The 18,273-nt window shown below is 40.9% G+C and carries 17 protein-coding genes; 9 read left to right on the top strand and 8 right to left on the bottom strand.

Features of this window, described 5'->3' with window-relative positions:
• Window positions 1-53: 53 nt before the first annotated feature.
• Entirely contained in the window at window positions 54-698 is a 645-nt protein-coding gene (gene catB, locus VHA01S_RS09270) for a type B chloramphenicol O-acetyltransferase (protein WP_023404107.1), read from the bottom strand.
• A 279-nt stretch (window positions 699-977) separates the two neighbouring features.
• Between catB and VHA01S_RS09265 the strand changes: the two genes are divergently transcribed.
• A complete protein-coding gene (locus VHA01S_RS09265) occupies window positions 978-1,817 on the top strand; it encodes a LysR family transcriptional regulator (RefSeq protein WP_023404106.1) in 840 nt (279 codons plus the stop codon).
• Here the strand turns inward: VHA01S_RS09265 and VHA01S_RS09260 are convergent.
• Window positions 1,814-2,434 (bottom strand): hypothetical protein, encoded by a 621-nt coding sequence (locus VHA01S_RS09260; RefSeq protein ID WP_023404105.1) that lies wholly within the window; start codon window positions 2,432-2,434, stop codon window positions 1,814-1,816. The genes VHA01S_RS09265 and VHA01S_RS09260 overlap by 4 nt on opposite strands.
• Before the next feature lie 459 nt (window positions 2,435-2,893).
• On the opposite strand from VHA01S_RS09260, the gene VHA01S_RS09255 reads away from it, so the two are divergent.
• On the top strand, window positions 2,894-3,175 hold the full coding sequence (locus VHA01S_RS09255; protein WP_023404104.1) for a hypothetical protein: 282 nt from the start codon (window positions 2,894-2,896) through the stop codon (window positions 3,173-3,175).
• 483 nt (window positions 3,176-3,658) lie between these two features.
• On the opposite strand, the gene VHA01S_RS17815 is transcribed toward VHA01S_RS09255, so the two are convergent.
• Window positions 3,659-7,297 carry a glycosyl hydrolase family 18 protein gene (locus VHA01S_RS17815; RefSeq protein ID WP_023404102.1) on the bottom strand — a complete coding sequence of 1,213 codons (3,639 nt, stop codon included), beginning with the start codon at window positions 7,295-7,297 and terminating at the stop codon, window positions 3,659-3,661.
• Between the two features lie 905 nt (window positions 7,298-8,202).
• On the opposite strand from VHA01S_RS17815, the gene VHA01S_RS09245 reads away from it, so the two are divergent.
• The gene (locus tag VHA01S_RS09245; RefSeq protein WP_023404101.1) at window positions 8,203-8,676 is read left to right on the top strand and encodes a Fur family transcriptional regulator; all 474 of its coding nucleotides are present in this window, start codon (window positions 8,203-8,205) and stop codon (window positions 8,674-8,676) included.
• A gap of 151 nt (window positions 8,677-8,827) precedes the next feature.
• On the opposite strand, the gene VHA01S_RS09240 is transcribed toward VHA01S_RS09245, so the two are convergent.
• Both VHA01S_RS09240 and VHA01S_RS09235 read right to left on the bottom strand, forming a co-directional pair.
• Window positions 8,828-9,313 (bottom strand): VOC family protein, encoded by a 486-nt coding sequence (locus VHA01S_RS09240; protein WP_023404100.1) that lies wholly within the window; start codon window positions 9,311-9,313, stop codon window positions 8,828-8,830.
• 155 nt (window positions 9,314-9,468) lie between these two features.
• On the bottom strand, window positions 9,469-10,365 hold the full coding sequence (locus VHA01S_RS09235; protein WP_023404099.1) for a LysR family transcriptional regulator: 897 nt from the start codon (window positions 10,363-10,365) through the stop codon (window positions 9,469-9,471).
• A gap of 102 nt (window positions 10,366-10,467) precedes the next feature.
• On the opposite strand from VHA01S_RS09235, the gene VHA01S_RS09230 reads away from it, so the two are divergent.
• Together VHA01S_RS09230 and VHA01S_RS09225 are read left to right on the top strand one after the other, a co-directional pair.
• Window positions 10,468-10,863, top strand: a complete 396-nt coding sequence (locus tag VHA01S_RS09230) for a CidA/LrgA family protein (RefSeq protein ID WP_023404098.1) — start codon at window positions 10,468-10,470, stop codon at window positions 10,861-10,863.
• The gene (locus VHA01S_RS09225) at window positions 10,860-11,546 is read left to right on the top strand and encodes an LrgB family protein (protein WP_205530079.1); all 687 of its coding nucleotides are present in this window, start codon (window positions 10,860-10,862) and stop codon (window positions 11,544-11,546) included. Before VHA01S_RS09230 ends, VHA01S_RS09225 begins: the two co-directional genes overlap by 4 nt.
• A gap of 115 nt (window positions 11,547-11,661) precedes the next feature.
• On the opposite strand, the gene yjeH is transcribed toward VHA01S_RS09225, so the two are convergent.
• From yjeH to VHA01S_RS09210, 3 genes are all read right to left on the bottom strand, one after another.
• On the bottom strand, window positions 11,662-12,903 hold the full coding sequence (gene yjeH / locus VHA01S_RS09220; RefSeq protein WP_023404096.1) for an L-methionine/branched-chain amino acid transporter: 1,242 nt from the start codon (window positions 12,901-12,903) through the stop codon (window positions 11,662-11,664).
• A gap of 45 nt (window positions 12,904-12,948) precedes the next feature.
• Window positions 12,949-13,200, bottom strand: a complete 252-nt coding sequence (locus VHA01S_RS09215) for a hypothetical protein (RefSeq protein ID WP_023404095.1) — start codon at window positions 13,198-13,200, stop codon at window positions 12,949-12,951.
• Between the two features lie 138 nt (window positions 13,201-13,338).
• Window positions 13,339-14,349 carry a LacI family DNA-binding transcriptional regulator gene (locus VHA01S_RS09210; protein ID WP_023404094.1) on the bottom strand — a complete coding sequence of 337 codons (1,011 nt, stop codon included), beginning with the start codon at window positions 14,347-14,349 and terminating at the stop codon, window positions 13,339-13,341.
• A 181-nt stretch (window positions 14,350-14,530) separates the two neighbouring features.
• Between VHA01S_RS09210 and manD the strand changes: the two genes are divergently transcribed.
• The 4 genes from manD (at window position 14,531) to VHA01S_RS09190 (ending at window position 18,035) form a co-directional block, all read left to right on the top strand.
• Window positions 14,531-15,748, top strand: coding sequence for a D-mannonate dehydratase ManD (gene manD, locus VHA01S_RS09205; RefSeq protein WP_023404093.1), 1,218 nt, complete (start codon window positions 14,531-14,533; stop codon window positions 15,746-15,748).
• Between the two features lie 80 nt (window positions 15,749-15,828).
• Window positions 15,829-16,962 (top strand): Gfo/Idh/MocA family protein, encoded by a 1,134-nt coding sequence (locus VHA01S_RS09200; protein ID WP_023404092.1) that lies wholly within the window; start codon window positions 15,829-15,831, stop codon window positions 16,960-16,962.
• A 306-nt stretch (window positions 16,963-17,268) separates the two neighbouring features.
• Window positions 17,269-17,541 (top strand): type II toxin-antitoxin system TacA family antitoxin, encoded by a 273-nt coding sequence (locus VHA01S_RS09195; protein WP_023404091.1) that lies wholly within the window; start codon window positions 17,269-17,271, stop codon window positions 17,539-17,541.
• Window positions 17,538-18,035, top strand: a complete 498-nt coding sequence (locus VHA01S_RS09190) for a GNAT family N-acetyltransferase (protein WP_023404090.1) — start codon at window positions 17,538-17,540, stop codon at window positions 18,033-18,035. The genes VHA01S_RS09195 and VHA01S_RS09190 overlap by 4 nt, the downstream gene beginning before the upstream one ends.
• Window positions 18,036-18,273: the final 238 nt, after the last annotated feature.

The following is an 18,273-nucleotide window of genomic DNA, read 5'->3' as shown; positions in this document are numbered from 1 at the left end:
TATCAAAATTCTGCCTTGTTCTCGAGCATTTTTCTTGCACTAGTTCTGATCACTTACTTAGTGTGGTTGGTATTAGATATTTGCGATTGCCAATACTGATACAGCGCTTGAATATCGTTCGAGCACAAATAGGGCACAGCTTGTTTAAGAACGCCTTGAGGCCAATCCCACCACTGCATCTCTAGTAGCATAGTGATTTCAGTGTCAGAAAAACGAAATTTAATGTGCTTAGCCGGGTTTGACCCTACTATTTCATAAGGGGAGACGTCTTTGGTAACAACAGCGCGACTTGAAATCACAGCGCCATGCCCAATGTTTACTCCGGGCATAATCATCGCTTCCGTCCCAATCCAAACATCATTACCTATTATGGTATCTCCGACGCGCTCAAAACCATCTTTGGCTTGTGCAAAAGTTTCATCATCTTGATAGAAAAACGGAAAAGTACTTATCCAGTCATGCCTGTGCCCTTGATTCCCCGCCATAATAAATGCCGCACCAGAACCAATAGAGCAAAAACTGCCAATAATAAGCCTATCAACATCATCTCTATCAGGTGCAAGATACCGAGCACAATCATCAAAACTGTGTCCATGATAGTACCCAGAGTAATAACTGTGCTTACCTACAATGATGTTTGGGTTGGTCACTTGCTGCTGCAACGGTACACCAGCGAAAGGGGATTCAAAGTAGTTCATGTTTATTCTCTAGGTTTTAGGGGCGCTGTTGCGGGGTCAGGTCTTGAAATTTGCATATATGCAAATTTCAAGACCTGACCCCGCTTTATCGAATAGTAGATCGGGAGCACAGAAGTTTCAAACACTTGATAAGCTAGATAGCAGGGGCAATGTTGATGGCGCATTCTGATTTGATAAATGAATAAAATTTTCGTAGGGTTGTTATTTTATTCTTTCGGTTTATTCTTATGAGTTTGAGAATCCTAACTCGAACAGAAGGCAGTAACAGATGAGAAGATCATGCTAAAAGAACTGGTACTTTTTAAATATGTTTATGAGGGAGATAATTTTAGAGATATTGCAAAGAAAGCAAATACTTCTATTTCATCTCTATCTAGAGCTATTACTAATCTTGAGCAAGATTGTGGGAAGAAACTTTTTATCAAGAACGGGATTGCACTAACGCCAACTAGTGAAGGAAAGTTTTTATATTCAAAAATAACAGCTAGTTTAAACTCTGTTGTCTTTGAGTATGAAATGTTTCGCACAAGTATTCCTCAAATCACGTTATTAAAACCGATACAAGTTAATAGTACGTTTTTCGTACGTCTTTTGCATGACGAAGCATTGAAGTGTGAGGAACTATCGTTTAAAGAACTGAATAATTATCCGACTAGAGAAAAAGCATATTCAGATCTTTTAATTGGTGAGATAGATTTGTTCATTGATAAAAAGCCTTTAATAGACAGACGATATCAATGTCATAAAATTCAAACTGATGATTTGGTTTTTCTTCGTTCGAAACAATTCCATGGAGATATTATTGAGTCTGAACCAAAGAATATAATTAAATTAAAATGGCTTGATGATTACAGTGATAAGTTTACATCTAACCCAGGTACTAATGAATATCTCATTGATAGCCTTATATCTTTCTATGATATTATTGAGAACTCTAAATACACAGGCATTGTATCAGAACAAACAGCAAGCACCCTTAGCCATGAGGTTTACTCTTTTTCAGGTGTTATCGGTAAGATGGATCTTTACCTGATAGTGGCGAATCGTAATGTGGTTAATAAACCGGTACTTAAAGAAATTATAAAGAAAATCCAAGAATCAAAGTTAACGCTACGTTAACTGTACAAAAAACTCTTAGTTATTATCTCCCAAGGATGATCATGATTATTAGTGTTTAACTCTAGTCTATTTCTAGAAGGAGTATCATACATTTGGTCTATTATTTGTTTGGATATTTTAATGTCATTTAGATAGCGTGATAGGATATTAAATAATCTATTATATAAAGCTGATTTTTTCAGATCTTGTCTATAATCGCGTTTAAGATCACCGTAGTACGGGCTATGTGCACCTATATGTGATTTTTCGTATGCAGTTCTATGCTTTCCGGATAGAAAAATGATAACACAACATGAGTTGCAGTATGTTTCAACATCAGTGTTCCATCCAGATTTATTAATATAGTTGGCTATCTCAATGGCATCGTTAAGATAACCACCATTTGATTGTAATATGACAGATGAAATATTATCAGTTATCTCTGATATGAATTTTACAAACTTACCATACTCTCCATTCTCTATGTTGCCATTAATTATTAAAGTAGACTTATTGGCTTCATTATTGTGTTTGTACAATTTATACTGAGCAGAGTAAGCGCCAAATGAGATGCTGATTAAAGTTATAAAAATAATATACCTTCTAATACAACCAATAAATTTCACTATATTGTTCATACCTTAAACCAATCCAACATCTGTTTATTTGCATGGGATAATCTTTACTTTAATTTTCTGGGATTAACATGAAACAACTTGTTTCACGCTGTTCTTTCATGATGAGGTAACACTTTTTCTATGAATATTGGATGAGTGTTTAGAATTGAATATTCAAGCTATTTCATATTTTGCTAAGGATTATTTTATTGAGTTATTTACTGTAATGGGGGGCAGTAATGGGGGTCAGGTCTTGAATTTTGCATTGATGGTAATTTATGTAAAATTCAAGACCTGACCCCGTTGGTAATTCCTGACGGTTTAAATGCATTAAGGGAGATGTTGATAGAATTCATTGTGTACTTACAAGAGTGTGATAGGAGTTGTAGTAAAAGAGGCAATAAAGCTGAATTGGATATGCTTGTAGTATAGTGGTGCAAATTTCAAGACCTGACCCCGCTTGGGGGTTAAAGGATGTGTATGAATTTGGACAAAGCGAAAAAACGTATAGCTAAGCAGGTTAAGAAAGGGGTTAATGGATACCCTCAGATTACGTTGGCGTATCATGGGGAAACCAAAGAGTGCGCAACGGTAGTATCAGTGCAGTTTATCTTATCGGAAGGGGACTGCGTACAAGAGGAGCGTTTTTCTTGTGAAACTGATATTCGCGAGAGTGAGTTAGTACAAACTACGATACTTAAGATAATAGAACGAGCGAATGCTAATTCAGTTATCGAAGTGCCTGGGGTAGCGACTCTTTAATTTAGTTCGTGGGGGTCAGGTCTTGAAATTTGCATGATGAGATATTTATGCAAATTTCAAGACCTGACCCCCTTTGGTTTTTTTGAGTTGGCGTAATAGAGAGTAGTAAATAACCCAAAAGTGGTATTTGGTGATTTTTTGAAAGTTTGAACATAAATTAAACTAACAAATACTTTAAGTCACTGGACTAGCGAACATAAGGAAGTTAAAGCGCGCCTAGCCGTGATCGGATTTGATTATCCTGTCAATAGTAATACAGGGCTTAGGGATTGCGTTGGCAAAGACAATATCTATGCCGCGGAAAATAAAGATGCCATCAAGGACAAAATCTTAGAACTAATCAGTGAAGAAATAGGGCATTTGAACTAAATAAAATCAGGGTCAGGTCTTTCATTTTGCATCGCATTTGCTTTCACAATGGCAATACTTTTGAAAGACGCTGACCCTGTAGTTAGGTTACTTTTTATTTTTTACTTTGCTCGGTTATGGGCAAGTGACTGCATCCCAGAACCAGCTTCCTGCTTTTGGTGATTCCCAAGCGCCAGGGTTGTTTTTCGCTTTGAAGCATTCACCTTGGAATCTTACGATGTCACCATTGCTTACTGTTGTTTGACCGCCAACCCAATCGACTACATCGCTTGGATCAGTGTCTGGAGCTTCAGGAGCTGTTCCCGGATTTTCTGGGTCAGTTTCTGGGCTTTCAGGGTCTGTAGCATCTCCTTGTGCATACTCTGGTAGTTCAGGGAATGCTGACTTGATGCCGACAACTTGGTCATCAATCAAGAAGCGGATACTTTGAGTACCAATTGTCGCTGGTAGGTAGTACACCAAATCAAGAGTTGTTTCTCCGCCCGGAGCAAGTGATTGCCAAGATGGAAGAACCAGTTCTGCCACGTGGAAATCTTCAACCATGTGGTTAGGACGCTCACCTTGTACGTTGTCGTTGCCGGCATTGTACGTAATTTCTGCGCCTGTTCCTGACCAGTCAGTTAATACGTCCGACGTTGAAGTTGGAAGTAGGAACTGGATAACGGTTCCGCCAGGAATTTCAGCAGCACTGTTATTGGTGAAAGTAAACTTAGGGTTGAACGGATAGTTATTGTCACCTACTGGGAATTCCACAGAGATATCAATGTCGACTTGTGCCGTTGGAGTGTCAAGAATATCGTTGTGCTGCACGCTGTACGGCGCCGCTTCTTTGAAGCCATCGTACATTTGCGTCACAAGGGTTTGACCCATGTAATATTCGTTTCTCTCTTCGTCAAAGCCGTAGTCACCCGCAAGCTCCCAAATCATGATCCCACCAAAGCCACGGTCTTTAATGTACTCAATTTTGTGGCCCATTGACTCTTCATCTTCGGTTGATAAGAATACTTTTTTCGAGGCATTCCATAACCAAGGTACTTTTGCTTTCTCATCGAAGTGACGGGTATAAGTGCCAGAGATAAGGTGCTTAGGATTGTTGGCATCCAAGCCCCACTCGTTACCATAACTAGGGATTGAGTCCGTTAAGCCAAGGCTTTGTGCATGCTCAAGGTTCTTCGCGTGCCACATAGGTACAACGCCCGCTGCAACTTCAACGCCATTGTCGTCAACGTCATGCCATAGGTTATCAATACCTTCAGCGCCTGCGCCACATGGATCGTTTAATCCTGTTCCTGCTGGGCAATCAGATTGTTGTGGCAGTGGAGATGTGCCGTTGTAACCATTTACGCCACCTTCAACATCTTTCCAACCACGGGTATAGAATGGAACACCGATATTCAGTTTGCCAGGGTCTACTGCGCCACGGAAGTATTGACCTGTCCACGCTGCGTTTAGGTAACCAATGCCTTTGTATTGCGCGGTTCCGTAAATGCCGCCCGCTTCTAACTCGCTATCAATACGGTTATCAAATAGAGCTGCGTTATGGCCAACAAAATGGTTCCAAGTACCGTGGAAGTCATAAGTCATCAAGTTAATGAAGTCTAGGTACTGCGTAACTTGGAAGTTTTCCATACCGCGCAATAGGTACGCTGATGATGGAGAAGCGATAGTAAATAGGTACTTACGTCCATCTTCTTCACCGGCTTCATCCAGTTTTTCACGAGTAACTTTCATCAACTCAACGTAGTTTTCAAATAATTGTCCGCGACAGATATTTGATAGAGGCCAGTCGACAGGGTTACCTGCATCTGACATAGATGTTGGGTATTCGTAGTCGTAGTCGATACCGTCAAAGCCATATTTACGAACGTATTCAACAGATTGAGTTGCAATCTTGTCGATGCCTTCATGGTTAACAGTACAGTTTGGATTGGTTGTTCCTGAGTAGAAACCGCCGGTTTCAGCCCAACCGCCAACGGCTAGAATGGTCTTAACATCTGGGTACAGTTTCTTGTACTTGTTTAATAAGTTGAAGTGACCTTTGTATGGTAGAGCAGGGTCCATCTCTGCGCCCGCAACGCCTGGCCATTCCATCTCAGTGGCACTGTCATCTAAGGTAAACTCAATCGTATTAGAATCAAGACCTGCAAATGCGTAGTTGATGTGGGTAATTTTATCCCACGGAATGTCCTTAACTAAGTAAGTTGGGAATCCGTTGCTACCATTACGCCATGATGTGAAGTAACCGACCACTCTTCGTGGGTGGTCATCACCCATACACTCACGAACATCACCTTGGCTATCTGTGTAGTAAACTTGAGAAATATCACAAGACAAGTTGCCTAGGTTATTTTCATCAATCACAGTGATATTAATGTTGCTACTGGTGGATAGGTTTTCTTCGTCAGTTGCAATAGCGGTTAGCTTCACGCTACCGATAGTGGTCGGAGTCCAATCACAAGCAAAGTTATTGCTAGAGAATGCATCAAACTCACAAATAGTGGTGCCATTAGCTGTGATTGAAACATTAGATAGGTCGTTGTGCTCAGCAGACGCATCAACACTGATTTGTACTGCTTGATTGACTTTAATTAAGCTGCCACTGTTTGGTGATGTAAAGCTCACTTGCGGTGGAAGAGCAACTTCTTCTTTGTCTTGCAGAGTAACAGCAAAGCGCTGCTCAGCTACCGGAGTGCTTGTTTCGCCATCGTTGTAAGTACCGCTTACAACAACTTCATAACTGCCTTGCGCAAGGTTTGTGCCTTCTAGGGTTAGACCTAAGAAACCATCCACCATTTGTTGTACGCTAACTAACTCTTGCGCACCTTGTACTAGCTTAGCTTCCACTAAAATTTCAGTGTTACTTTCAACCGTTAGAGGGATATTAACTGCGGAGTCAACTAACTCATACTGATCGGTTAAGCCAGTAACGTTAATGGTTGGTGTAATTTCAGGTGCTTCTTCTTCCGCTTCAATGAAGCTGACTGCGAAACGTTGCTCTGCGATCGGTAACGCTTGACCGTCATTATCGTAGGTGCCACCAATGACGACTTCGTAACTGCCTGCAACGGCATTTTGACTTTGTAGAACAAAATCAGAGACGCCATCTACCGTTTTTGATAGTTCAGTAAGTACTTGCTCACCTTGTACTAGCTTAGCGTAAGCGTCTACTGCTGCGGTCGTTTCAACATTGAATGCAATATCTACGGCGTTATCAACAATAGTGTATTGTCCTTTTAGCCCAGCCACTACTGTTGCTGGCTCTTCAACGACAGGTGGTGGCGGAGTAACGTCACCGTCTTTACTGCTAAAGACAATTGAGTTTTCGAAAGCGCTAATGTCTTCCAGTGTACCGTCATAGCCAAAAGAGAACGCGAAAGAGTTGTTGGCAGTTAGGTGGTCTTTGATCCAAGAGCCTTCATCAAAAGAAAATTCAATGCGATGCAGCACACCGTCGGCTGCAGGGCTAGTTGTTAAATCCCATGTAGGGTAGGTCATGCCCGTACCCGAAAACTGGAAGCCGCTGACACTGGTTGGAAGTACAAACTCTAACGTTGCACCTCGCATATCAATATCTGCACCACTAGAGTTAAGAACGTCAATGGAATAGGTGCTCCACCACTGGCTCTCTTTTGCTGAAGTGCCGATATCAACACCGTTGATCTCACTGGCATTGGCCATTGCAATTGTAATTGGGTTTAAGCATAGCCCTGTTATTAGGGCCGTGGATAAACCGGCTAATCGTATATTATTCATAGTATCCTTTTATAAAAACTCAAATTCGAGGGAATTCTCATTAAAATTTCAAGAAATGAAATTGGAATTCAGTGTATGCAGGGTTTAAATAACAGTAAATACTTATTTTTCATTAGAAAATTAGATTAAATATAAATTGTGTGATTTACGTTCGCTTATTAGCTTTAATATTAATCAGTAATAAATGTTAAATACCATGAATAAGTAACCCTTATATTTGTCATTAGTAAGGTTAATTGATTGGTAATGCTTGTGTTATGTTTGTGCCTTCTTATCCTTTCATTAATTTGGTTGGTTTAAGCTACTGATTATTAAGGGTTTGTTAGTTTAAATGAAAAGATTAATTCAGGTTATTTTTATTGTTTTGTAAAAAATAAAAATGACAGTATGTTTAATTGGGTTAAAATGGTATTTATTTTAAATTGTGAATATAAATAATGTTAATACGTAGTGAAATGGAAATGTTACGTATTCTATTGCAGGTTAAGTTTATATTATCTTTTAATACTGTGATACTCCGCTAACTTTTAGTTAGTCATCAATGCAAAATAAGTTAGATAACATTGAATAAATAAGTGATCGCAATAGCATTTTATGTGCAATATTATTTTCTTCTAGATGAAATATTTCTACTTTGGGCGTGTTTACGGCACCTACATTACAATTTAATGAACTTATTTAGCATCGTAAATGATGGATATTTAGTCATTAATAGATAATAAACGCTCAAAAACACAGCAATGCTTTAACCTGTTTTGATACTTAATCAGGTTCGGAATCTAAAACAATGTGACGCTAGCGAGAAATTTAAAGTGTGTTTTTTAGGTAAACAGACAGAAATTTGTGGTGTTTTGCAGTAAACTGGTACGCTATTTCATTGCTAAAGACGTGATACTAATAAACCTATGTCAGATATTTTAAAACTTTCTTACTCTAAAATGATTATTGAGCATGCGACTGCCAAGTGTAAGCAGAATGGTGGTCAACTAACCAATAAGAGAAAACAGATTCTTTTGTGCTTAACGGGATCAGAGAAAGCGTTATCTGCGTATGAGATCGTTGATCTCTATAAAGAGATGTACAGTGAAAGTATGTCGGCTATGTCGGTTTATCGTATCTTGGAGTTTTTGCAAGAGCAGGGCTTAGTGCATCGATTGCAAATTGCCAACAAATACATCTCATGTATGCACATCACCTGTGATCATAATCATGAGGCCTCACAGTTCTTGATTTGTTCAAACTGCTTTAAGGTCAAAGAAATTAGCATTAGCTCTGCGCTGGTTGAAGAGTTAAAAGAAAATGTAGCGCAAGCAGGGTTCGTGTTTGCCAGTGAGCAGCTTGAAGTGAACTGTTTATGTGAAGACTGTAAAGAGCTCTAGTTTTTCTAATTAGCGCCTTTACCAGTCATAATGCGTGTTCGGTGGAGCCGTATAGAGAAAAGAGGATAAGCCCAACAGGCTTATCCTCTTTTTTAATGAATGGTCTTATCCTAAACAAGCTAGAATGACCTGTTATTTAGTACGATTGGTGTTATTCGTAATCTGTCGCGTATGTTTCTTCGTACGTATGCGAGTAAAGTTCAAATAAATTACCGAACGGGTCTTCTAGGTAAACCATTTGCGCAGGCTTGCTGTCGTCTTCTGGGTGATAGCGCATAATATCCATACGCACTTTACCGCCGTATTGTTCTGTACGCTCTATAACACCCGCAAAATCATCGGTTTGTAGGCAGAAGTGGAAAATACCTAGACGAGAGAAATCAACTTCATGGCGTTGTTGACGCTCTTTCATTTCAAACATCTCTACACCGATACCATCAGAAGTCACCAGGTGGGCAATGTTAAAGCCTTTAAAGCCTTCGCCAAACACAGCAATACACATACGACCAATCGCAGTTTCACGCTCTTCAATCACTTTAGTGTTGTTCATGACAATTTTTAGGCCAAGTGCTTTCGTATAAAACTCAACTGCTTGGTCCATATCGCCAACCATAATGCCTACGTGGTTCATTTTCATAATCTGTTCCTATCTTTTAATGTCTGTTGCACGTTTTGTAACGTGCTTTGTTTTGATAGGAGAAGTATATGTAAGTGATCGCATTAATAAAAATTATGATAATTTATATTAACAATAATTTTTTGTTATTGATTAATTTGTAACTATCACAAAAGTTATAGAGGGTGTCTAGTGACGCTCCATTGATTACTTTGTATGAGGCTAAGCATCGCTTTACTGGCTTTAGACACGTAGTGCTCTTTGCTCCAAATTGCCGCGAGCTCCCAGCGAATGTTTTGTTTGATGGGAATAAAGTAATAGTCATCAGAATTTAAACGTCGACAAATAGGCTCAGGCATAAAGCTGACCCCCATACCACTTTTGACCATAGCCGCCAGAAAATCCCATTGGCTACTTCTTACTCCTATGCTTGGGGTGAACCCCATTTCTAGACACATTTGCGTAATGACTTCTGAAATAACAAATTCAGAGTTGTACATATAAAAAGGCAGATCTTTTAAATCAATAATGTCGATGATATCGATATCTTGCCATTGGGGAGTTTTCGGTAGTACCGCTAAGATGGGGTGGGTGTCTAATGGCCAAGTATTAAAGCGTGAGTCTTTTTGCGTCAACATAGTAATAGAGATATCTATGTTGCCTTCTACAACATCACTTTCAAGTTTTCTACTGCCACTTTCTACAATAGACACTTCAATATCGGGGTATAGGCGAGAGAATTCTTGAATCAGGTTGGTATATAGATGTCCTACCATTGGCGGAATGCCTAAGGTGATTTTACCCGATTTTAGGGTTTGTAAATCATTGAGCCTAATTTGCATTTCTTTTTGTTGAAATAGTACCGACTCGGCATAGGAGAAGACGATTCTACCTGCCTCAGTCAATTCTATGTCTCGACCGTTGCGGTGTATTAACGCATGTCCATAACTGGTTTCTAGTGATTTTAGCGCCTTACTGATTGTCGGTTGCGTGACAAACAGGTGCTCTGAGGCTTTGGTAAAGCTGCGGCAGTTGACTAGGGTAGTGAAGTATTGAAGTGCCTTCATTGACATACAAGTATTCCATTATGGCATGAACTGTATCTATATTATTCATTTGAGTTCGTATAAGCAATAATTAATAATGCTTGTGAAATAAATAGTTTGGCAATTCACATGAATATCGAAAAATTTAAATACGCAGGTGTAACAACAGTACAAATCGTTATGTTATGTCTGATTTGGTTATTATCTAGTTGGTTAGTCAGCAATTTCAACATTCCTTTACCTTCAAATGTCTTGGGCATGTTCTTGTTGCTAGCCTTGTTGTTCAGCAATGTAGTAAAAGTGCAGTGGTTAAAAGCGGGTTCAAATTGGCTGATTGCCGAAATGTTGTTGTTTTTTATCCCAGCAGTCATCGCTGTTGTGAATTATGGTTCGCTTTTTGAACATCAAGGTTTAAAAATTGGCGCGGTTATTTTAATTAGTACCGCATTTGTATTGACCAGTACCGCAGTGGTTGTAGATACCGTTTATCGATACGAACTTAAAAAAATTAGGAGTAATCGATAATGCACACCTATATCGCAATATTTTGCTTCTTGTTTACACTAGCGGGTTACTACTTAACAAAAGCAATGCATGGCCGTTTTCAACAAGTTTGGTTGATACCACTGGTGTCTGTGCCAGTATTGATTGTGGCAATGCTTTTAACTTCAGGCATCAGTTACACAGACTATATTAAAGAATCACACTGGTTGGTATGGATGTTAGGTCCTGCAACGGTAGCGTTCGCTATTCCAGTGTATGAAAATAAAAAAGTCATTAGAAACCACTGGTTATCGATAACTACCGGTGTCATCGTTGCCGTAGTTGCGGCATTGGTGAGTACTATATTGTTAAGTAAAGCGATGCATTTATCCGATATCCTACAAAAAAGCCTAGCGGTGCGTTCTATTACAACTCCTTTTGCTGTAGTGGCTTCCAAAGAGATTGGTGGTAAACCTGATTTAACGGCAATCTTTGTAGTAATGACCGGTATTGTTGGGATTGTGGTTGGTGAGACTATGCTACGCCTATTTAAAGTACGTTCTCGTCACGGTAAAGGTGCAGGTTTAGGTGCTTCTGCGCATGGTTCAGGTACGGCGATTGCTTACGGGATTCACTCTAAAGCGGGCACAATTGCTAGCTTGATTATGTTGTTTTCTGGCGTCGCAACGGTATTGATTGCTCCAGCGATTGCAATATTCATTTAAAGCTGTAGATGACATAAATTAAATTTCGCATTTATCAAAAGGGCAGCGATTGTCATAATCGCTGCCCTTTTACTTTTTCTAGGCTCGTTCTGATCATTTACTTAGTGTGATTGGTTTACTTGTTAAATTTAGGCACTAATAACCAAATCAGAATAAATAGCCCTAGGGCATAACTCATTGCCAAGCCTATAGAGCATAAAACTAACACACATAATAAGCTTGATAGTATTGCAAGATAGCGACCTTTCCCGGTCAATAACTTCACCGCACTTAGCATGGCAAAGAGATAAATCACGACAAAGATGCCATTAGTGAGAGTAAGAAACACTTCTACATCAATGTTGGATAAATCACCCAATATGCACGATAACGCCAAAGTGATGCCGACAATAGCGGTGGCTTTGCTCGGCACCCCTTTTGGTGAGAGACGAGTCATGGCGCTGGCTGGGCGATATTCGCGCGCCAAAGACCACAGCATGCGCGATAGGCTTTGCGTATAGAGATTGATGGTGGCAAAGCAAGCTAAAAAGCCGGTTAAGCTAATTAACCAACTGACTTTAGGTCCAAACAGTAAGTTGGCAAGATAGGGAACAGAGGTAGTATTCAGTGCTTGAGTGCCGTAGGCGTGATACTTCAATACCACAGTAGAAAACAGATAATACACCGCACCTGCAATCAAACAGCCGATTAAAATGGCTAACGGGTAATCTCGTTCAGGGCGTTTAAATTCTTCTCCCATATGCGCAAAAGCTTCAATGCCGACAAAGCACCAAAACATCACGGCAATGGCATTACCAATGTGACTAAAATGAGTGCTGCTAGTGATTGCTGTGGGCATAGCATCAGTGGCAGCAATATTGCCAAACCATAAAAATAGCCCGACTAATATGGCAATGCCGATGGCAATCCCTGTTTGAAACTGGCTAGAGATTTTACTTCCTGAGAAGTTAACTACCATCAACAGCACCACAACAAGTAGCTGAGCAATAATGGGTTTTGCTAGTGCTTGCGGTAAAAATTGTTGCGCAAAACCGCCGGCAATAGCGATCGCCGCAGGAACGCCGACAGGAATAACGCTAATAAACAGCAGCGCAATGACTTTTTCGAGCCGAGAGCCGAATGCCTTTTTCACAAAATAAGATGCGCCTCCCGCATTTGGATAACGTTTACCAAGGGCAGCAAAAGTAAAGGCGATAGGGCACACTGCAATGATCAGCAGCCACCATGCCCAAAGCATGCTTTCACCTGCAATACTGGCGGCGATGGCGGGAACCATAAATAGTCCAGTTCCGAGCAAGGTGGTCGACATTTGTCCTATGCCACCAATAAGTGTGATGTCTCTTTTTAGCTCTGCCATTGTGGTTCCTAAGTGAAAGGCTTAAATAAGGCGGCGCAAGAATGATTAGATAACAGCCTGGGCTTTTGCTAACAATTCAGATTGGGTATAGCTGTCGGCGTGCTGACCTTCTGCAATCAAATCCACAATATGATAGTCGCTTAAATCGGCAAACTCTTTGGGCAAGTAATCACGAAATGCCTGCTCATTGGGCCATTTACCGCGCACTATATATCCGTCGTCTTTATCAAAATCTTCGGTTTCAAAAAACGAATAATCGGTCTTGCCGATATTGTGGCAGTATAAAACTAAGTACATGTGAACTCCCTTGATAATGTCACGTGCTGAAATGTACAGGGTAACCATTTAAAGAGATTGTGACAGGGGATGCAAGAGGCGAACAAAAAAGCTCAGCAAATACTGAGCTTTTACCGATGTCGCTGTTAAAAATTAGTATTATCTGAGTCGCTGAACCGAGTCTCGTTTAATTAGAGTACAAGGCACAATAGTGCGTTGAAACTGCGGGTGTTTTCCTAATATGGATTCAATGGTGAGCTTGGCGGTTTCTAGACCGATTTGGTAAGCGTCTTGACGCAATACCGAAACGGGCACTTTGAACATTTCGACCATAGGGATTTCATCAAACCCAACAATTGAGGCTTGTTGCGGAACGTCAATATTTGCAGCGTTAAAGGCTTGCAGTAGATCAACAGTGATCGCCAAATGTTGGGTAAAAAACGCACTGGGTGCTTGCGCTCCTCGTAATACGTCAACAGGGCTATGTTCAAAGCCCGTTTCTCTATCCCAATACAAAATCAACTCACGGCTAGCATCTAAACCATGCTGATTGAGCGCATCCATATATCCTTGATAGCGCGCCTGACGTGAGCGGTTATCTGAGAAATCTTGCGCGACAAAACAAATGCGTTTGTGACCCATTTCGATCAAGTGCTCAGTGGCTTGAAAGGCGGCTTCTTGATAATCCGACAGCACCATATGACTTTGACAGTCAGGATACTCTAACTGGAATTGCACAACTGGCATGCCGCTATCAATAAATTGATTAATTAGCGCAGAGTTTAGGCCAGATGAAGTCATGATAATGCCATCTACGCACATTTGTTTCAGGGACAGTAAAGCGCGCTCCTCGGCCTTGGCATCAAAATCACTGTTATAAATCATCACGTTGTAGTTGTGCTTTTTACAATAGTCATCGATGCCACGCATTACTCGGCTGGTATTAAAGCCGGTAATATCACGCACCACCACGCCAATAGTCTTGGTTTTTTCGACCTTTAAACTTCTGGCGATAGGGTTGGGCACATAGTTGAGCTCTTTCACTGCCGACTCTATTTTGATTTTGGTTTGCGCTGACATATGCCCAAAGCGTCCATTGAGATACTGAGAGACAGTACTTTTAGAGACGCCAGCGTGCTGCGCTACATCGACAATTCGTATTTTCTTCATATTGTATTTTTAAACTGTTAACCACATCAAAATAGACAGTTGACATTCTATTCGCAGATCTAGATGATAGCAAGTAAACCGATTTACCAAATCGTTTTAGTAAATCGTTTTACTTAACAGAATTACTAAATAAATTTACCAGAGCAATGAATTTGCACTACAGGTTAATGAGAGACTCAAGATGATTATCCAAGACATTAAAGTATTTGTTACCAACCCAGGTCGAAATTTTGTCACTGTGAAAGTAATCACAGATGAAGGCGTATATGGATTGGGTGATGCCACCGTTAATGGGCGCGAAATGGCAGTGGCGACCTATCTTGAAGAACACGTAAAACCTTGTTTAATTGGCCGAGACCCGCATCGCATTGAAGACATTTGGCAATACTTATACATGGGCGTGTATTGGCGTCGTGGTCCCATTACTATGGCTGCCATTGCCGCTATTGATATGGCGTTGTGGGACATTAAAGGTAAGGTAGCAGGGCTTCCAGTTTATCAATTATTGGGCGGTAAATGCCGCGATGGCGTAACCCTGTATGCACACGCTAATGGCGAAACTATTGAAGATACCTTAGATAAAGCCGCGCAATGCATCGAACAGGGCTTTAGCGCCGTTCGTTTGCAATCGGCTATTCCGGGATTATCGGAAACTTATGGCGTGCTTGGCGATAAGAAAGATTACTTTGAACTGCAAGGCAACCGCCCGTTACCTCCAGAGCAGGATTGGTCTACCAGTAAATATTTTGATCTTGTTCCTGAGTTGTTTGCCAAAGCCAAAGAACGTTTTGGTAACAAAGCCAAATTCTTGCATGATACCCATAGTCGTCTGACGCCAATCGAATCTGCAAAACTAGGCAAAATGTTAGAACCGTATAACTTGATGTTCCTAGAAGATGCATCCATTGCCGAAAACCAAGAAAATTACAAACTGATCCGCCATCACACCACTACGCCATTGGCGCTTGGTGAAACCTACAATACGATTTGGGATTGCAAAGATCTTATTCAAAATCAGTGGATTGACTTTATCCGTTGCGCCGCGACTCACGCTGGTGGCATAACAGGAATGAAAAAAATTGCCGATTTTGCCGCCGTGTATAACGTGCGCACCGCGCCGCATGGCGCGCCAGATCTATCACCAATCTGTTTTGCCGCGCACATGCATCTTAATATCTCAACGCATAACTTTGGCATTCAAGAGTTTGTTGGTTTTGGCAATGAAGAGTGTCAATCCATCTTCAAACACGACATGAAACTTGAAAATGGCATGATTTTGGTCAGCGATGCACCGGGGTTAGGCGTAGAGTTTGATGAGCAAGAAGCAGCAAAGTATGAATACAAACGCTCTTACTTACCAGTGAGTCGCCTCGAAGATGGCACTTTATGGCACTGGTAAGCTAAACATCGAATCTCATTAAAATAACGCCTACCAACAAAAAGGCGTTAACAGAATAAAAAGAATGAATGGAGAAGAGAATGACTCAAAAAGTATTGGTATTTGGTACTGGGTTTGCCGGAATTGGTCATGCGAAAGCGTTTCGTGATGCGGGCGCAGAAGTGGTCGGAATTGTGGGTCGTACTGAGCACGTTGTGGCAAAAGTGGCAAAAGATTTAGACATTGCTTATTTTGGCACTGATTGGGCGCAAGCCCTACAACAATGTCAGCCTGATATCGTATCCATTGCAACTCCTGGCGGCGCACACGTTGAAGCCATTAAACAGGCAATTGAGTGTGGCTGTCATATCTTCTGCGATAAACCATTAACCGAAAGCGGTGAAACGGCGCTTGAAATTTACCAGCTAGCCAAAGCCAAAGGCGTGAAAACCGCCTTTGCCTCAAGCTTCCGCTACATGCCTGAAATCATGCATGCGAAACAGTTAGTTGCCGAGGGCGCCATTGGCGAACCGACCGAAGTAGAATGTATTTCTCACTTTAATCTAGATAGACACATTCCGTTTGGCTGGTCTCATCGCTCTGAAGCGGGCGGTGGTCGTTTAAACAATAACTTTACGCACCTTTTGTCTATCGTGACTTCTGTGATTGGCGAAAACATTTTGTCCATCAGCGGCGAAGTGCGCAACGACATGCCAAAAGCCCCTGTGGTTGAAGGCGTGCATAACTTCACGGAGCGTCGCAACTTTATCCCTAAAGATATCAACGATCCTGAGCTAAAATGGCGCGATTGTGACGTAGAATGGTCATATACGGTATTGGCGCAATTGGAAAGCCGCATTCCTACTGCGAATCCAGTATCGGTACTGTTTAAGCACGGCGGATTAACTCCGCGCTTTAATGAAGACCATATTGTGTTTCATGGCAGTAAAGGCTCTATTTATATTAAAGGCCATTACGGCAGTGGCCCTTTATATCTATTTAAAGATGGTGAGTGGCAAGAAGTGGCATTACCTAGCGCCATTGATCAGCAATTACCCAATATTGAATGTGAAACTCAGCGAAGCTGGACACACTTAGCCACACAATTGGTAAAAGACGTCAGCGGTATTGAAGTTGAACCGTATCAAACCTTCGAAGATGGCTGTCGCTATCAGCTGATTATTGATTTGATTCGTAAGAATGATCGTTGGGTGGATGTGAGAAATTTGCTTTAAGCAAAATCAACGATAATATATGGATAAAAGCGCAAAGGGCCATAGGCTGTTTGCGCTTTTTAACTTTCCTCTTTAGGAAAGTTAACTGTTGTATAAGTAAGCCTTTGGCAAGTCGTTGTTCGGTTTTTCTTGGCAAAGATGACAGCCGTTCGCTTACAAAAGCGAATTCAAACCAAAAATGTCGAGCGTTACAAATCTGTCTAAATTGCTTTGTTTTTGTGTGCCAAAATGACACAAGAATTGCTTGTTGTACATTTTAAGACCATAATATGCAGTGTGACACTCTGACACAAATGGAGAAAAATTATGGCGACTACATTACCTCGGATCACAGCTAGAGTTGATGCCGATACACAAGATTTGCTGACTAAGGCGGCGGCTATTGCTGGTATGTCTAGTATAAACTCATTTGTACTGAGTGCGGCTGTCGAGAAAGCTAAACAAGTTATCGAGCGTGAACAGGCTTTAAAGCTAAGTCAAGCTGATGCGATGTTGTTGATGGATGCACTAGATAAACCGGCGACAATAAACAGCAACCTAAGAGCTGCGGCCGAGCGTTACGATAGTAAAGTTCAATGATGAACACAGTACTTCTAGATAAAGCTAAACATAATAGAAACCGCTTCAATTGTGGTAGTGAGGCTTTAAATAATTACTTAAAAGTAATGGCTAGCCAACAAGCTAAAAAAGACAATACCCGCACCTTTGTGTTGCAGGATGAAAACGATAATACTCATATTATTGGTTTCTATACTTTGACCATGATACCTATTGATTTAAAAGCATTGCCGGACAAATTACAGAAAAAACATCAGCCATCGTCTTCTGGTGGTTTAATTGCTCGACTGGCAGTTGATGAGCGGTACAAAGGTAAAGGTTTTGGTGAGTGGCTTTTGATCGATGCACTAAGAAAATTACTTGCCGCTAGCGATAGTGTCGCTTTTCCTGTGGTTATTGTAGACGCGAAAGATGGCGCAACCCAGTTTTATGAACGCTATGGATTTACACCATTTCAAGATGCTGACAACAAGTTGTTCATTACAATATCTGATATTCGAGCAAGCTTGGGCTAGATTGTGAATGTTAAAAGGGTCATTGCTTAGAATTTCCTCTAGTTCTGCCCGATTTGTAGCACGCGTGAGAATAACGCCTCCATTACGAGGAACTTTTCTACTAGAAGCTAAGAAAACACAACTCACTTTCCCCCACATAAACACCAATCTATTGCACTAACCCAATAAACCATACTGAAATTTCTTCATGCTCTATATGAGTAAATCGATGTTGTATCAAAACCCTATTCAAGAGATA

Source organism: Vibrio halioticoli NBRC 102217 (genome assembly GCF_000496695.1).
GTDB classification, from domain to species: Bacteria; Pseudomonadota; Gammaproteobacteria; order Enterobacterales; family Vibrionaceae; genus Vibrio; species Vibrio halioticoli.
This window is presented reverse-complemented; position numbering and strand designations above follow the sequence as displayed.

What these genes read in the sequence shown, in the direction of transcription:
- catB (WP_023404107.1), bottom strand. Translation starts at nt 698, where the DNA reads ATGAACTACTTTGAATCCCCTTTCGCTGGTGTACCGTTGCAGCAGCAA.
- VHA01S_RS09265 (WP_023404106.1), top strand. Translation starts at nt 978, where the DNA reads ATGCTAAAAGAACTGGTACTTTTTAAATATGTTTATGAGGGAGATAAT.
- VHA01S_RS09260 (WP_023404105.1), bottom strand. Translation starts at nt 2,434, where the DNA reads ATGAACAATATAGTGAAATTTATTGGTTGTATTAGAAGGTATATTATT.
- VHA01S_RS09255 (WP_023404104.1), top strand. Translation starts at nt 2,894, where the DNA reads ATGAATTTGGACAAAGCGAAAAAACGTATAGCTAAGCAGGTTAAGAAA.
- VHA01S_RS17815 (WP_023404102.1), bottom strand. Translation starts at nt 7,297, where the DNA reads ATGAATAATATACGATTAGCCGGTTTATCCACGGCCCTAATAACAGGG.
- VHA01S_RS09245 (WP_023404101.1), top strand. Translation starts at nt 8,203, where the DNA reads ATGTCAGATATTTTAAAACTTTCTTACTCTAAAATGATTATTGAGCAT.
- VHA01S_RS09240 (WP_023404100.1), bottom strand. Translation starts at nt 9,313, where the DNA reads ATGAAAATGAACCACGTAGGCATTATGGTTGGCGATATGGACCAAGCA.
- VHA01S_RS09235 (WP_023404099.1), bottom strand. Translation starts at nt 10,365, where the DNA reads ATGTCAATGAAGGCACTTCAATACTTCACTACCCTAGTCAACTGCCGC.
- VHA01S_RS09230 (WP_023404098.1), top strand. Translation starts at nt 10,468, where the DNA reads ATGAATATCGAAAAATTTAAATACGCAGGTGTAACAACAGTACAAATC.
- yjeH (WP_023404096.1), bottom strand. Translation starts at nt 12,903, where the DNA reads ATGGCAGAGCTAAAAAGAGACATCACACTTATTGGTGGCATAGGACAA.
- VHA01S_RS09215 (WP_023404095.1), bottom strand. Translation starts at nt 13,200, where the DNA reads ATGTACTTAGTTTTATACTGCCACAATATCGGCAAGACCGATTATTCG.
- VHA01S_RS09210 (WP_023404094.1), bottom strand. Translation starts at nt 14,349, where the DNA reads ATGAAGAAAATACGAATTGTCGATGTAGCGCAGCACGCTGGCGTCTCT.
- manD (WP_023404093.1), top strand. Translation starts at nt 14,531, where the DNA reads ATGATTATCCAAGACATTAAAGTATTTGTTACCAACCCAGGTCGAAAT.
- VHA01S_RS09200 (WP_023404092.1), top strand. Translation starts at nt 15,829, where the DNA reads ATGACTCAAAAAGTATTGGTATTTGGTACTGGGTTTGCCGGAATTGGT.
- VHA01S_RS09195 (WP_023404091.1), top strand. Translation starts at nt 17,269, where the DNA reads ATGGCGACTACATTACCTCGGATCACAGCTAGAGTTGATGCCGATACA.
- VHA01S_RS09190 (WP_023404090.1), top strand. Translation starts at nt 17,538, where the DNA reads ATGATGAACACAGTACTTCTAGATAAAGCTAAACATAATAGAAACCGC.